13 protein-coding genes are annotated in these 14,393 nt (G+C 64.5%); 12 read left to right on the forward strand and 1 reads right to left on the reverse strand.

Features of this window, described 5'->3' with window-relative positions; all coding sequences use genetic code 11:
* Positions 1 to 42 precede the first annotated feature (42 nt).
* The gene (locus ACIPXZ_RS02365; protein WP_400590523.1) at positions 43 to 2,661 is read right to left on the reverse strand and encodes a GH25 family lysozyme; all 2,619 of its coding nucleotides are present in this window, start codon (positions 2,659 to 2,661) and stop codon (positions 43 to 45) included.
* 203 nt (positions 2,662 to 2,864) lie between these two features.
* Here ACIPXZ_RS02365 and ACIPXZ_RS02370 point away from each other — a divergent pair, with 203 nt between their 5' ends.
* The 12 genes from ACIPXZ_RS02370 to ACIPXZ_RS02425 all read left to right on the forward strand — a co-directional run bounded on the left by ACIPXZ_RS02370 (position 2,865) and on the right by ACIPXZ_RS02425 (position 14,380).
* Positions 2,865 to 4,085, forward strand: coding sequence for a CpaF family protein (locus tag ACIPXZ_RS02370; protein ID WP_400590524.1), 1,221 nt, complete (start codon positions 2,865 to 2,867; stop codon positions 4,083 to 4,085).
* Positions 4,086 to 4,940 (forward strand): type II secretion system F family protein, encoded by an 855-nt coding sequence (locus ACIPXZ_RS02375; protein WP_400590525.1) that lies wholly within the window; start codon positions 4,086 to 4,088, stop codon positions 4,938 to 4,940.
* Positions 4,937 to 5,875: a type II secretion system F family protein gene (locus ACIPXZ_RS02380; RefSeq protein WP_400590526.1), complete on the forward strand. Its 939-nt coding sequence runs from the start codon at positions 4,937 to 4,939 to the stop codon at positions 5,873 to 5,875. The genes ACIPXZ_RS02375 and ACIPXZ_RS02380 overlap by 4 nt, the downstream gene beginning before the upstream one ends.
* 143 nt (positions 5,876 to 6,018) lie before the next feature.
* Positions 6,019 to 6,228 carry a hypothetical protein gene (locus ACIPXZ_RS02385; RefSeq protein WP_400590605.1) on the forward strand — a complete coding sequence of 70 codons (210 nt, stop codon included), beginning with the start codon at positions 6,019 to 6,021 and terminating at the stop codon, positions 6,226 to 6,228.
* Between the two features lie 78 nt (positions 6,229 to 6,306).
* Entirely contained in the window at positions 6,307 to 6,624 is a 318-nt protein-coding gene (locus ACIPXZ_RS02390; protein ID WP_400590606.1) for a TadE/TadG family type IV pilus assembly protein, read from the forward strand.
* Between the two features lie 85 nt (positions 6,625 to 6,709).
* Positions 6,710 to 7,066, forward strand: a complete 357-nt coding sequence (locus ACIPXZ_RS02395; RefSeq protein ID WP_400590527.1) for a hypothetical protein — start codon at positions 6,710 to 6,712, stop codon at positions 7,064 to 7,066.
* On the forward strand, positions 7,063 to 7,569 hold the full coding sequence (locus ACIPXZ_RS02400) for a hypothetical protein (protein WP_400590528.1): 507 nt from the start codon (positions 7,063 to 7,065) through the stop codon (positions 7,567 to 7,569). The genes ACIPXZ_RS02395 and ACIPXZ_RS02400 overlap by 4 nt, the downstream gene beginning before the upstream one ends.
* Before the next feature lie 57 nt (positions 7,570 to 7,626).
* Positions 7,627 to 8,739 carry a peptide chain release factor 2 gene (gene prfB, locus ACIPXZ_RS02405; RefSeq protein ID WP_400590529.1) on the forward strand — a complete coding sequence of 371 codons (1,113 nt, stop codon included), beginning with the start codon at positions 7,627 to 7,629 and terminating at the stop codon, positions 8,737 to 8,739.
* Positions 8,740 to 8,790: 51 nt separating this feature from the next.
* Positions 8,791 to 11,004, forward strand: a complete 2,214-nt coding sequence (locus tag ACIPXZ_RS02410) for an acyltransferase family protein (RefSeq protein WP_400590530.1) — start codon at positions 8,791 to 8,793, stop codon at positions 11,002 to 11,004.
* Positions 11,005 to 11,173: 169 nt separating this feature from the next.
* Positions 11,174 to 11,995: a cell division ATP-binding protein FtsE gene (gene ftsE, locus ACIPXZ_RS02415; RefSeq protein WP_400590531.1), complete on the forward strand. Its 822-nt coding sequence runs from the start codon at positions 11,174 to 11,176 to the stop codon at positions 11,993 to 11,995.
* Positions 11,992 to 12,906: a permease-like cell division protein FtsX gene (ftsX, locus tag ACIPXZ_RS02420; protein ID WP_400590532.1), complete on the forward strand. Its 915-nt coding sequence runs from the start codon at positions 11,992 to 11,994 to the stop codon at positions 12,904 to 12,906. The genes ftsE and ftsX overlap by 4 nt, the downstream gene beginning before the upstream one ends.
* A gap of 40 nt (positions 12,907 to 12,946) precedes the next feature.
* Entirely contained in the window at positions 12,947 to 14,380 is a 1,434-nt protein-coding gene (locus tag ACIPXZ_RS02425; RefSeq protein WP_400590533.1) for a peptidoglycan DD-metalloendopeptidase family protein, read from the forward strand.
* Positions 14,381 to 14,393: the final 13 nt, after the last annotated feature.

Consider the following 14,393-nt stretch of genomic DNA (forward strand, 5'->3'; position numbering starts at 1 on the left):
AAAAGGTCAGGGGCAGAGGCCGGTGGCGTTGTCCGAGGGGCTTTATCCGAGCCCCATGGGGAGGATGACGTTGCGCATGCCGCCCTGTCCGTTCCCCAGGGTCAGCTTCAGGGTTCCGTCAGCAGACCGTGCAAGGACGGCGGGCGATCCGGTGGAGGCGAAATCACCGGCGGGCACCAGGAGATCGCCGGGATTCCAGGATGCGGAGACCTGACGACGTGGGAGGAACCCGCCCCGGCCATCACCGGGATACAGCCACGCCGTGCCGTCGCTCGTGGTGGCGATCAGATCGGAGGCGCCATCCCCTGTGAAGTCTCCGGGGGAGACGATGTTCGTGAAGATCTGCCACCCGTTCCCGATGGCCTGACGGGGCAGGAATCCGCCCTTCCCATCGCCTGGGTACAGCCAGAGGGTACCGTTGCCGGCCCGGGCGATGATGTCTCCGCGACCGTCTCCGTTCCAGTCCGGCACGCCGATGATCGAGGAGAAGATCTGCCATCCGTTTCCGATGACGCGCCGGGGGAGGAAGTTGCCTTTGCCGTCCGTGGGGTAGAGGAGGAGGGTTCCGTTCGTGGCCCGGGCCAGGAGAGAGACTCCGCCTCCCGCCACGAAGGACGGTGCGACCGAGACGGATGTGAAGCCTTGCCACCCGGCACCGATCTGTCGTCGGGGAAGCCAGCCTCCGCGTCCGTTGCCCGGGTAGACGTACAGGAGGCCGGAGCCGTCCCTGGCAAGAACGTCCGAGTTTCCGTCGCCGTCGAAGTCTCCGCTTCCGAGGACGGATGTGAATCCTTGCCAGCCGAAACCGATCGGAGTGGAGGTCGCGAAGCCGCCTTGGCCGTTCCCGAGGTAGGCCGTCAGCTTTCCGGAAGCGTCAGCCGTCAGAACGTCGTTCGTGCCGTCCCGGTTGAGATCCAGGCCGCCGAGAATGGATGAGAAGGAGTTCCACCCCTGCCCGATGGTGATCCGTGGAGCGAAGCCGGCAGACGATGTCATGGGGTAGAGCATCAGCGCACCCGTGCCGGTCACCGCAAGGAGGTCAGGATTCTTGTCACCGGTGAAGTCGCCTGCGCCGAGGACCTGAGTGAACTGCTGCCAGCCGCTTCCGATGCTGCGTCGGGCAAGGAAGCCGCCGTTTCCGTTGCCGGGGTACAACCAGAGTGTGCCGTCGGTGCCGATGGCCAGGAGATCGTTCTTACCGTCCCCGGTGACGTCACCGGGGGCGATGATCTGCTGGAAAACAGTCCATCCGGTGCCGATGCGCACACGGGGAAGGACGCCTCCCCGGCCGTCCCCTGGGTACAACCAGAGGTTTCCTCCTGCATCGCGCGCCAGGATGTCGGGGATGCCGTCTCCGGTGAAATCCTTGGTCGCGACGACGATGTCGTAGATGTTCCATCCGGTGCCGATCGTAGTCGGGGTGCCGAAAGAGGAATCGGCTGTACCCGCTTGGAGTGTGAGCTGGCCGTTGCTCTGCTTCTTGATCAGGTCGGTACGGCCGTCACCGGTGAAGTCTCCGGCGGAGAGCCGGATCGTCCGAGCGAAGTCGGTGGAGGGGATTCCGGTTGCGAACCGCTGCAGTCCGGTGTAGTCGCCGTTCCACACATTGGAGTCTCCGGCGAAGGGACCCGAGTCGCTGTACTGCCACATGCTGTACTGCTGCCAGCTGGCGGGGAGCGTTCCCGGCGTCGTGCTGGGTGTGGAGGGGTAAGCGGCGATCCAGAGCGGGTAGTTCGAGAAGGCTGCGGAGTTGCCCGTGCAGCGAGTCCACCAGTCGGTGGTGGTGTAGATGACGGGATAGCGCCCGGTCAGTTGGAGCATGGTGGAACCGAAGTCGGAGATCCACTTGACCATTGCTGCCCCGGCCATGCTGTAGCAGGTGTCTCCAGGGTTGAAACCGAGGTCGGTGCGTCCGACGTAAGGGTTGTACTCGATATCCAGGACCGGAGGCAGAGTGATGCCGTCCCGGCTCCATCCGCCGCCGTTGTTGACGAAGTAACGGGCCTGGTCCGCGCCCGAGGAGAAACTCGGGATGGCGAAGTGGTAGGAACCACGGATCAGACCCTGCTGCGCGGAACCGGTGTACTGAGAGCCGAAGTTGGCATTGGTGTAGTAGGCGCCCTCGCTCGCTTTGACGTATGCGAAACGCGAGCCGAGGTTCCATTGACTGGCCCAGTTGACAGTTCCTTGCCAAGCGCTGACATCTTGTCCCGGGACTCCGAAGCCGGGCTGCCAATGGCCCGTGCTGAAGTCGGCGGGGGCCATGCGGGAGAATCCGTTTGAACCGGTCACCGGGCCGGAACCGGAGGATGCCGGAGCCTCGGGGAAGTCGGACTTCTCTTGGGCTGTGCGTGCCTCGGGCTTCGGAGCGGGCCCCTGAAGCCCCACCGCGTCAACCTGCTTGAACCGCGCATTCGTGTTCATGGTCGCGCCGACGGCACCGACTGCCTTGCGCGCGGTCTCCGGGTCGCCGGCGACAGCACCCTCCGGGACGACGCCGGCCGTGGACGCCGGTTGCGGCGTGGGAGGAGGAGTCGGGCTCGCGACAGCGATGCCCGGAGTAGCCACGAGAAGGGCTGTCACGGTGAGCACGCAACCCCACTGGGAGGCGTGGGAGCGCAACGCGCCCAGGGGAGAGGTGGGCAAGGACCCGTGAGACATGGTGCTCTCCAAAAGCAGGGGAAACGATGAGAAACGGAACCTGGATCTCACATGATGGAACCAGCGTAACAGGGCGGTTCCCTCCCGACCGGAGGTGAAATGAGCGCCACTTATCCACAATTTTTATGAATATGACTTGGATTGCCGATTGATATGCCATAACGTGACAGAGATATGACAAATATTTGAACGGAAGGCGTGCCATGGAGGCCCTTCAGATCGTTGAATCCGAGGTGCGGGAGTTGGTCCGGCGCCGGGGAATAGATCCCCAGGTGGATGACCGGCTGGTGCGTCGTCTTGTGACAGATGCTGTCAGTGACTATGAAGAACGTTCGCTCGCCGGAGGGCTGCCCGCCCTGGGATCAGCGGAGGCCGCGCAGCAGCAGATCCTGGCGAAGGTGGCCGGCTTCGGGGAACTGCAGAGTTACTTCGATGACCCGACGGTGGAGGAGATCTGGCTCAACTCCCCGCAGGAGGTGTTCGTCGCGCGCCGGGGTGAGACCGAGAAGACGGGACTCGAGCTGACGCAGGAGCAAGTCGAAGACCTGGTGGAGCGCATGCTGAAGACCTCGGGACGACGACTCGACCTCAGCAGCCCCTTTGTGGATGCCTCGTTGCCGGACGGTTCCCGCCTGCACGTGGTGATCCCCGATGTCACGAAGCGGCACTGGGCGATCAACATCCGCAAGTTCGTCGCCCGCGCCTCTCGCCTGGAGCACCTGGTGGATCTCGGGACGTTGACCCGGCCCGCGGCCCGGTTTCTCGGTGCGGCCGTGAGCAGTGGACTGAACATCCTCGTCTCCGGTGCGACCCAAGCCGGGAAAACTTCACTTCTGAATTGCCTCACATCGGCGATCGGCACACGGGAGCGGGTCATCACCGTGGAGGAGGTCTTCGAGCTCCAGTGCCCCATGCAGGATGTGGTCGGGCTTCAGTGTCGGCAGCCCAACCTTGAGGGGGAGGGGGAGATCCCCCTCAGAAGGCTCGTCAAAGAAGCCCTGCGAATGCGCCCGGACCGGCTCATCATCGGAGAGGTCAGGGCCGCTGAGAGCCTGGACATGTTGATCGCGATGAACTCAGGAGTGGGATCCATGGCGAGCGTTCACGCGAACTCCGCCCGGGACGCCGTGACGAAGATCTGCACCCTTCCCCTTCTGGCCGGAGGAAACATCAGTAGCGACTTCGTCGTTCCGACCGTTGCGTCCTGCATCGATCTGGTGGTTCATTGCGTCCGGCTCCCCAATGGGCGGCGGGTCGTTTCCGAGATCCTGGCACTGGGGAGACGGGTGGAGAACAACATCATCGAGTCCGGCCAGATCTTCTCCATCGTCGACGGAGTTCTCGTGCCCACCGGCAACCGGCCGGACGAAGAGAAATTCCTCCGGGCCGGGTATCACCTGGAATCCCTCCTGGAGGTGGCGTGAATGCCGGCGGTTCTCGGCGTGCTCCTGGGCCTCGGATTCCTGTTGCTCTGGTCGTCCTGCTGGCCCCGGCACCAGCGGAGCTCCCGGACGCCTCGTCCGTCCAGGATGGCCGTCGTCCTGCGGGACGCCGGTGTTGAACGGGTGACACCGACGGCGCTGATGATCACCAGCGTGGTCTGGGCGTTCACGGTTGCGGTTCTGGTGCTCGCGGGGACCCGTTCCCTTCCCATTGCGCTTTGTTTCGGGCTCTTCGCGGTGTGGTTGCCCTGGGCGACTGTGCGCTGGCGGGCACGACGGCGCGCGGCCGCGCTGCGCCAGGCGTGGCCGGACGCGGTGGATCACCTCCGTTCCGCAGTCCGTGCGGGCCTGTCCCTCCCGGAAGCCCTGATTCAGCTGTCCCATAAGGGGCCTGAGGAGCTGAGAAGGCCGTTGGAGGAGTTCGCTGCCGACTACCGTTCCGGTGGAAAGTTCGACACTTCTCTTGATCGCTTGAAGTCGCGGTTCGCAGATCCTGTCGCGGACCGCATCGTCGAGGCGCTTCGTCTGACCAGGGACGTGGGCGGCGCCGATCTGGGTCGTTTGCTCTCCACCCTCGCGGAGTTCTTGCGCGACGAAACCAGAACTCGGGGTGAACTGGAGGCCCGGCAGTCCTGGACCGTGAACGCGGCGAGACTGGCTGTCGCGGCCCCTTGGCTGGTGCTGTTGATGATGGCCAGCCGACACGAGGCGGTGGCAGCTTTCAGTTCCCCGGCAGGGGTCGCAGTTCTGCTGGGCGGGCTGCTCGTTTCCACTGTCTGCTACCGGGCGATGCTGCGGATCGCCGCACTTCCGTCCGAGGAACGGGTACTCGGATGAGCGCGACGACGGCAAGTGCGTTCCTGGGCGTCGCTTTGGGCGTCGGTCTGTGGGTGACTCTCCTGAGGCTGCCGTTCATGAGGGCCACTACCCTGACGGAACGGATTACGCCCCAGCTGAGGGCGTATGACACCAGTTCCAGACTTCTGAGAACGGCGGAGCACGAGCTGACCCCGTTCGGGCCGGCGGAACGGATCCTCGCTCCGTTGCTGAGGGATGCCCGCGGGTGGCTGGGACGGTTCACCGTCAGCCATGCTGCGCTCCAACTCCGCCTGGACCGCGCAGCGGTGAAGAAAGCGCCACTCGATTTCCGGGCTGAGCAGCTCCTAATCGGGGGTGCGCTCTTCGCCGGAACACTGTCCCTGGCGGTCATCGCGGTGCTCACGGGTCACATCCCTGCGACAGTGGCGATCCTGGCCGCGCTGCTCGCTGCCGTGTCTGGATCCTTAGCACGGGAGCAGTGGCTCAGCCATCGCATCCGGACCAGGGAACGGAAGATGCTCCGGGAGTTCCCGGGACTGGCCGAGATGCTGGCGCTCGCGGTCGGAGCGGGTGCCAACGCCAGGTCGGCATTGGAGCGGGTCGTGGCGGTCGCACAGGGGGAACTGGCCGGGGAGTTCGCGCAGGCATTGGCGGATTCCCGGGCCGGGACCCCGTTGCTCGAATCGCTTCAGAATCTCGCACGCCGGGTCCGGCTGGCACCCGTGGAGAGGTTTGTCGACGGGATCGTCGTCGCCAGTGAGCGGGGCACTCCGCTCGCCGAAGTTCTCAGGGCACAAGCCCAGGACGTCCGGGATCTCGGTAAGCGAGAACTCATGGAGTCGGCCGGCCGCCGTGAGATCGCCATGATGGTGCCGGTCGTCTTCGGGGTCCTCCCACTCACGGTGATCTTCGCGGTCTTCCCGGGCCTGGCCGCCATCACCATCATGCTCTGACATCTCAACGAAAGGACATCATGACCGAGTCAGGAAACCACGGACGCTTGTGCGTCCCGGGACAAGCGCAGCAGCCGAGTTCGAAGCCCGGGAGCGCCGGGTGGAGCCGTGCCGGATGTATGGCCTGGACGGCATTGTCGACGATGTTCCTCGCCGCCGCAGCGCTGCTGAGCCGTGGCCTTCCGAGCGCATCTGGCGCGCCGGAGGACGACCCGATGGAACGTGGGGACGTGCCGGGCTGGGTCATGGTCACGCTCATGACGGCCGCTCTGGTGGCTCTCTTGCTTGCCCTAGCGGGTCCGGCACTGGAGAGCCTGTTCCGGCAGGCCATTGACACGGTTTCCAAGAAGTAGTTCGTGGAGCATCTCGGGAAAGGACGGAACCGGGAGGACGGAGCCGCCGTCGTCGACTTCGTGCTGATCGCGGCCTTGATGACGGTTCTCTTCCTCGGAATCCTTCAACTGACACTTCTTCTGCACGTGAGGAACAGCCTCATTGACGCCGCGTCCTCCGGTGCCCGCTACGGGGCGCTCGCAGACCGTTCGGTCGACGACGCAGCCGAACGTGCCCGGGAGTTGGTCTCGTCGTCGCTGGGTGACGGCCTGCAGCACAAAGTTTCGGCCGTCGAAGAACCCGGCCGTGGTGGAGCGGTCGTGACCGTGACCATTCGATCGGCATTCCCACTGTTCGGGCTCATGGGCCCAGGCCAGACCCTCGAAGTGACCGGTCATGCGGCGCGTCGCCGGTAACGCACGGTGTCCGGAAGTCCGTCCTGCCTGCAGCGAGCCTTGCGAGGACGGAAGCGCCGCCGTCGAGTTCATCTTCCTCTCATTGATGTTGCTGGTGCCACTGCTCTACTTCATCATCACCATCACGCAGATACAGGGCGCCTCCTATGCTGCGGCCGGAGCCGCCGACCAGGCCGCCAAGGTCTTCGTGCGGGCGACGACGGAGCGTGATGCCTACGAAGCGATGGAGCAGGCCATAGGCCTGACACTTTCTGACCATGGCCTGCCACGGGAAGCGGCCGTATTCACCGTCATGTGTGAGCCCGAGGAGTGCCACTTGAGCGGAACAGCCGTCACGGTCGAGATCAGAGTCGATGTGCCTCTGCCCTTCACGCCGGCGGGCCTCGGGCTCGACGCCGCCCATCTCGTGGCGCGCAGCACTCAAACGATGAGCAGACCGTGAGGGTACGTATTGCGGGGTACCTCAGTGCAGTCAGAGCGCCGGGACGATCCTCTGCGATGCCGGACGAGCACCGGGAGCGGGGGAGTATCAACGTTCTTACGCTCGGGTACCTGGTGATCGCCCTTCTGGCTGCCACGGTCCTGATGGCCGCATCTTCCGTTCATCTTGAATACCAGCGGCTGCTCTCCGTGACCGACGGGGCGGCTGCGGCGGCAGCGGACAGCTTCGATGTCGCGGACATCAGGGGAAGTGACAAAGGCCGGGCGTCCGCGCATCTTGACGACTCCCGGGTCCGCTCGGCGGTCAGCGAGTACCTCACGCACAGCCCCGAGAGCGGACGGCTCGACAGGCTGCGGATCCTGGAAGCGTCGGGAAGTCAGGACGGACGGAGCTCCAGGGTGACTTTGCAGGCGGTGGCTCACCCGCCCGTGGTGAGTCTCTTCCTCCCGGACGGCGTGGTGCTGGAGTCACAGAGCACCGCTCGTGCGGTGCTCGTGCGCTGAGCGCGACAAGCCCGTGATGGATCGAGTCGCCTCGCCATGCCGTACGCTTGGATGACCATGGCTGAGATTGATTTTCCCGCAGAGATCCGTGCCCTGAGGGCCACCTACGACTCGATCGCCCAAGTGACGGATGTCGACGCCCTCCGGAAGGAGATCGCCGAGTTGAGCGAGAAGGCAGGCGCCCCGGACCTCTGGGACGATCCCGCCGCGGCTCAGCAGGTCACCTCCCGTCTGTCGCACCGCCAGTCCGAGGTGGAGCGTCTGACCAAGCTCGCGGACCGGATCGACGACCTTGAGGTCCTGGTGGAACTCGGTCAGGAAGCCGGCGATGAGGACTCCATGAACGAGGCGGCAGCCGAACTCGGGAGCATCCGTTCCTCTCTGGAGCAACTCGAAGTGGTCACGCTCCTCTCGGGTGACTACGACGAGCGCGAGGCGGTCATCACCATCCGTGCCGGCGCCGGTGGCGTCGACGCCGCGGATTTCGCTGAGATGCTCATGCGGATGTACCTGCGCTGGGCCGAACGCCACGGCCACTCCACCACGGTCATGGACACCTCCTACGCCGAAGAGGCCGGGCTGAAGTCCGTGACCTTCGAGGTCAATGCCCCGTATGCCTACGGCACGTTGAGTGTGGAAGCCGGAACCCATCGCCTGGTTCGCATCAGCCCCTTCGACAACCAGGGTCGCCGCCAGACGTCCTTCGCCGCTGTCGAGGTCATCCCTCTCATCGAACAGACCGATCACATCGACATCCCGGAAAACGAGATCCGCGTGGATGTCTTCCGTTCCTCCGGTCCGGGTGGACAGTCCGTGAACACCACGGACTCTGCTGTCCGTCTGACCCACTTGCCCACGGGCGTGGTGGTGTCCATGCAGAACGAGAAGTCACAGATTCAGAACCGCGCTGCGGCGATGCGTGTGCTTCAGTCCCGCCTCCTGCTCCTGAAGAAGGAAGAGGAGGATGCTGAAAAGAAGGCACTGGCCGGCGACATCAAGGCGTCCTGGGGTGATCAGATGCGCTCCTACGTCCTGAACCCGTACCAGATGGTCAAAGACCTCCGTACGAACCACGAGGTGGGCAACACCAGCGCGGTCCTCGATGGCGAGATCGACGATTTCATCGATGCAGGGATCCGCTGGCGTGCGGACAGCCGCAAGAATGACTAAGAGCTTCATGGGACGGTCCAGCGGATGGTGAGCACTCAGGATTCTCCCCGAGTGGAAGCGAACCGCCCCGGGACGGGCGCCGCCCGTGCTCGTGCCGGGGGACTCGCTCGGCTCGGGGGAGCGATCCCGGGTGCACGTCACCTGCGGACCGTCACGAAGGTCAGAAATGCCTCATTCCGTGCAGACATCCAAGGGCTGCGTGCGGTTGCGGTGCTTTCCGTGGTTGCGGATCATCTTTTCCACTGGCCATCCGGTGGGTTCATCGGCGTCGACATCTTCTTCGTCATCTCCGGATTCCTGATCACCGGCCTGCTGATCCGCGAGTGGGAACGAACAGGGCACATCTCGTTCCGCGACTTCTATCGTCGCCGGGTCAAGCGAATCCTGCCGGCCTCGCTCCTGGTCATCGTCGTGACGGTGACTCTCGCCCTGGTCCTGTTCCCGTTTTCGCGTTTCATCGAAACCGTATGGGACGGCATCTGGTCCACGCTGTTCGCCGCCAACTGGCGCTTCCTCATCACCGGCAGTGACTACTTCCAGGCTGACGGGCCCGTCTCGCCACTGAGGCATTACTGGTCGCTGGCCGTGGAGGAGCAGTTCTACTTCGTCTGGCCCTGGCTCATGCTGGGTGTCCTGCTGCTGGCCAGGAAGTTCCTGTCCGTCGGAAAGACTGCACTGCGCGTCGCCGCCGTCGTGATCGCAGTGCTTACCGCGCTGTCGTTCGTCTGGTCACTCCAGGAGACTGTTTCGGCGTCCACCATGGCGTACTACGACACCTTCTCAAGAGCCTGGGAGCTGGGCATCGGCGCGTTGCTCGCCTTCGGCAGACCGCTCTTCCAGCGGATCCCCGACGCCGTGCGGCCGTGGCTTGCGAATCTCGGTCTGCTCGGACTCGTGTTGTCTCTCGCATTCGTCTCTCCAACAGCAGGTTTCCCGGCCCCGGCGGGTCTGGCTCCGGTCCTGGCGACGGCCGCCGTGATCGTCGCCGGCTGTGGCGGCGCCCAGCGTGCGATCCCGGTGCTGACGAACCGCGTCAGCCAGTACCTCGGCGACATCTCCTTCAGCCTCTATCTCTGGCATTTCCCGGTGATCATCTTCCTGGGAGTGTTTCTCGACGTCGATCCGGGCTACTACGTCCTGGCGGGGCTTCTGACCTTCGCGCTTTCCGCGCTCTCCTTCATGCTCGTTGAAGATCCGATCCGCCGCAGCGGGTGGCTCGTTCCCCGGGCCAAGCGCCGTCCGGCCTCCCCGGGCCGTGCCGCGTGGAGTCTTCCGGTCCGGCCGGTCTTCGCTGCGGGGCTCTCAATCCTGCTGCTCCTCGGCATCACCGTTCTGCGAGCTCAAGGGTCCCTGTCACCGGTTGAGGTTCCGAAGAACGCGGTGGGAGCCAGCGCACATGGTCCGGCCTTCCCCGTGGACGGTCCAGCCGTCCGGAAGATCCAGGGCGAGCTCATGGAGGGTGTGAAGGCCACGTCCTGGCCACAGTTCAACCCCTCGATGGACGAGATCATGACCAAGGACCCCTTCCCGTCCGAACGACTGCGGGCATGCGGTGCTCCTGGGGTGAACGATGCCCAGAGCTGCACCTGGGGTCCTGCGGACGCCTCCAAGCACGCGCTTCTGGTCGGAGACTCCATCTCGACGCGCTGGGCGATCCCGCTCACCAAGCTCTACGCCAGCAATGGCTGGAACATCCGGGTGATGAGTCTCTCGGGATGTCCGTACAACCTCTACGACATCAAGAAGCCGTCGGCCAAAGAGGATCAGAACTGCAACGCACGCAAGGCCGACATCGCCAAGACGGTCTCGCAATTGAAGCCGGACATCGTCTTCATCGGTAACACCCAGGTGCCGGAGCGGAGAGCGAGCACCGGAACTGTGGCCACCCCGGCGGACTGGGGTGATGGCCTGCGGAAGGCGATGATCGTGCTGGCTCCGGTGAAGCACAAGGTGGTTCTCAGCCCACCGCCGTTCGATAAGGACATGCGGCAGTGCCACAACGAGATCAAAGGCCCCCAGGCGTGTCTTGGTGAAGTCGGGCAGCAGTGGTTCGATATTTCGGCTCAGGACCGGAAGGTCGCGGAGTCGACTCCCGGTGGCGTCTACATCGACACCCGGGCCCTCTACTGCACTCCTCAGGGGCTCTGCCCCGCCCTGGCCGATGGGATCCCCATCAAGAAGGATCACACGCACATGACCATGTTCTACGCGGAGCACATCCAGCCGGCTCTGGCTGAAATGCTGAGCAAACGGCAGTTGCTCTAGCTGCGTGGAACCTCGCGGAACAGCCGACACGCCGCTCCAAATGAGCGGGGGGCTCGGGACGCTGACCATAGACTCGTGGTGCCGGTGCCATCACTTCCCCCAACACTAGGCCCTGGCCCCGGCCGCTGGAGCGGTTCACCCGTGCCCGCCGGCAGGGCTGTGTGAAGCCATGATCCGATTCGAAAATGTCACGAAGATCCATGACCCCAAGGCCAAGCCTGCGCTTGAGTCGGTGAGTGTGGACATCGAAGGCGGCGAGTTCGTCTTCCTTGTCGGTGCCTCAGGTTCTGGCAAGTCCACCTTCCTCAAGATGATCTATCGCGAAGACGTCGCGACCACCGGCTCGGTGTACGTCGCCGGCCACAACGTCTCCACGCTGTCGAACTGGCGCGTCCCCAAGCTGCGTCGCAAGATCGGCGTCGTGTTCCAGGACTTCCGCATCCTCCCGCAGAAGAACGTCTACCAGAACGTGGCCTTCGCCATGCAGGTGATCGGCGCCAGCCGGGCCCGCACCAAGGAGCGTGTCTCCGAGGTCCTCGCGATGGTCGGACTGGACGGTATGGAGAAGCGCATGCAGCATGAACTCTCGGGTGGTGAGCAGCAGCGCGTCGCGATCGCCCGTGCCGTGGTCAACCAGCCGGACATCCTGCTGGCGGACGAGCCCACCGGTAACCTCGACCCGACCACGAGCGAGGAGATCACCGCGGTGCTGAAGAAGATCAACGCCAACGGCACCACCGTTGTCATGGCCACCCACGACGATGACATCGTGGACCGGATGCGCAAGCGCGTCATCGAGCTCTCTCAGGGCAAGGTGATGCGTGATGAGGCGAAGTCGACCTACACCTCCCTGATCCCCACGGTCCCGGCGGCTCAGAAGGATGCGGCGGCCACCTCCGCCGACGCTCCACGTCAGACGGCCACGGGAACCGGCCCCACCATCGTGGCGCCCTCCCGTGACGCCGCCAAGCCGGAGGAGGAGCGCGCATGAGGCCCATGTTCATCCTCAGCGAGATCGTCAACGGTCTGCGCCGGAACCTGTCCATGTTCATCTCGGTGGTCCTGGTCACCTTCGTCTCACTGACCTTCGTCGGTGCCGCGGGCATGCTCCAGATGCAGATCACCCAGATGAAGGGCTACTGGTACGACAAGGTCCAGGTCGCCATCTTCCTGTGCAGCCCCGGTTCCACCACGGCGAACTGCTCCTCCGGCCCCGTGACCAAGGAACAGCAGGACAATCTGCGGAAGACGCTCGCCTCGGACGCCGTGCGGCAGTACGTCAACGACTTCCAGTTCGAGTCGCAGCAGGAGGCGTACCAGCACTTCAAGGAGCAGTTCGCCAACTCACCGATCGTGGATTCGGTGACGCCTGACCAATTGCCGTCGTCGTTCCGCGTCAATCTGAAGGACCCGGAGAAGTACCAAGTCATTTCCGAGACCTTCTCGTCACAACCCGGCGTTGAGAGCGTCATCGATCAGCGTCAGATCCTCGAGAAGCTGTTCGCTGCGATGAACACCGCCTCGATCGTGGCCATCGGTATCGCGGCGATCATGATCATCTGTGCGGCGCTGCTGATCGCCACGACCATCCGGCTCTCGGCCTTCATGAGACGCAAGGAGACTGCGATCATGAGACTTGTGGGCGCGTCCAAGGCTGTCATCCAACTGCCGTTCATCCTGGAAGGGGTGATCGCAGCGGTGGTCGGCGCCGTCCTGGCCTCGGGTGCCATCTGGGCGATCTCACACTTCTTCCTGACCGGTTATCTCGCCGATCAGTACAAGCAGACTGCGTTCATCTCGGACTCCCAGACGCTGTGGCTGGTGCCCGGACTGATCGTGCTCGGTGCCCTGATCGCAGGCATCTCTTCCCTGTTCACCCTCCGCAAGCCGCTCAATGCCTGAGGCCTCCGGTGCGGAGGACTGGCCCATGGAAAGGACCGCAGTGAAAACTTCAACAGCGTTCGCCCGGGGGAGGGTGAACGACGACGGCCGCCGTCGTTCACTCGTCCGCCGGACGGTGGGCGGCACAGCCGTCGCCGCGCTCCTCATGGGTCTCGGGCTCGGACCCGGCTTTGCCGACAACCTCGACGATCAGCAGCAGGCGCTTCAGAACAAAGCCGCCGATGTGCAGGCCTCGCTCGAGTTCCTGGACGGCAAGATCGCCAAGTCCGCGGCTGACCTGACCCTCTACCAAGGACAGTTGCCGGGGGCCCAGCAGGCGCTCTCCGATGCTCAGGGCCGGGTGGCGGAAGCAGCATCCGAAGCGCAAGCTCTCGCCGCTCGGGTGGATGCGGCCCAGCAGAGCAAGGCCAAGCTTTCGCAGCAGATCGACCAGGACACGAGCAAGTCCGACGAGACCAAGAAGCTCATCGGCCAGATCGCCACCCAGGCCTACAAGTCAGGTGGTGTGCCCACCGACCTGACGCTGTTCTTCGGAGCCACCGATCAGGAGAAGCTGGTCAGCGGCATCGATCTGGCGAACCAGGCACTGCGCACACAGAACGCGGCGATGGAGAAGCTCAATCAGCAGAAGGCCATCCACGTCAACCAGTCCGCGCGGCTGAGCGCCGTCGAGCAGGAGATCTCCGATCTCAAGGCCCAGGCGGATGCCGCACTCGCCCGTGAACAGGCGGCGCGTGACGAAGCGTCCCGCAAGAAGGCCCAGGTGGACAAGCTGGTGGCCGACACGACCCGGCTGAACAAGGAGCTTTCCGCGTCCAAGCCGCAGATCCAGGCGCAGCTGGCCAAGGTCAACGACCAGCAGAATCAGGTGGCCTCGCAGATCAAGGCCCGTGATGAGCGGCTCCGTCAGGAATGGCTCGCCGAGCAGCGCCGCAAGGCGGAGGAAGCCGCCGCGGAGGCCGCCCGTCAGAACCAGCAGCAGAACCAGAACAATGGTGGTGGCGGGAACACCGGCGGCGAGTACGTGCCGCCGGCACCAGGGCCGATCTCAGCCTTCGGCATCAGGGGCCCGTTCGACGGCAACCCGCCCATCACCTCGGGCTGGGGCTGGCGCGCGACACCGCCCGGCACCATTGATTTCTGGGGCACCGGCGGATACATGCACACGGGTGTGGATTACGGCGTCGGCTGTGGCACTCCGGTGCACGCTGCGGCGGCAGGCACCGTGGTGGTCGGCGGATGGCTCAACAACGGCGGCGGCAACACCGTGCAGATCTCCCATGGGGTGGTGCAGGGCAATGCCCTGACCACTGTCTACTACCACAACAGCTCCGTGGTGGTGTCGCCGGGCCAGCAGGTGTCCCAGGGGCAGGTCATCGCCTACTCGGGCAGCACCGGCAACTCGACCGGTTGCCACGCCCACTTCGAAACCTGGGTCAATGGCTCGCCGGTTGATCCGATGGGACTGCTCTGATCGTTCTCCCCGT

Origin of the sequence: Arthrobacter sp. NPDC090010, assembly GCF_044748305.1 — a bacterium.
Classification (GTDB): domain Bacteria; phylum Actinomycetota; class Actinomycetes; order Actinomycetales; family Micrococcaceae; genus Arthrobacter_E.

Coding starts and splice junctions, on each gene's coding strand:
- ACIPXZ_RS02380 (WP_400590526.1), top strand. CDS start 4,937: ATGAGCGCGACGACGGCAAGTGCGTTCCTGGGCGTCGCTTTGGGCGTC.
- ACIPXZ_RS02390 (WP_400590606.1), top strand. CDS start 6,307: ATGACGGTTCTCTTCCTCGGAATCCTTCAACTGACACTTCTTCTGCAC.
- ftsX (WP_400590532.1), top strand. CDS start 11,992: ATGAGGCCCATGTTCATCCTCAGCGAGATCGTCAACGGTCTGCGCCGG.
- ACIPXZ_RS02385 (WP_400590605.1), top strand. CDS start 6,019: ATGTTCCTCGCCGCCGCAGCGCTGCTGAGCCGTGGCCTTCCGAGCGCA.
- ACIPXZ_RS02395 (WP_400590527.1), top strand. CDS start 6,710: ATGTTGCTGGTGCCACTGCTCTACTTCATCATCACCATCACGCAGATA.
- ftsE (WP_400590531.1), top strand. CDS start 11,174: ATGATCCGATTCGAAAATGTCACGAAGATCCATGACCCCAAGGCCAAG.
- prfB (WP_400590529.1), top strand. CDS start 7,627: ATGGCTGAGATTGATTTTCCCGCAGAGATCCGTGCCCTGAGGGCCACC.
- ACIPXZ_RS02370 (WP_400590524.1), top strand. CDS start 2,865: ATGGAGGCCCTTCAGATCGTTGAATCCGAGGTGCGGGAGTTGGTCCGG.
- ACIPXZ_RS02375 (WP_400590525.1), top strand. CDS start 4,086: ATGCCGGCGGTTCTCGGCGTGCTCCTGGGCCTCGGATTCCTGTTGCTC.
- ACIPXZ_RS02365 (WP_400590523.1), bottom strand. CDS start 2,661: ATGTCTCACGGGTCCTTGCCCACCTCTCCCCTGGGCGCGTTGCGCTCC.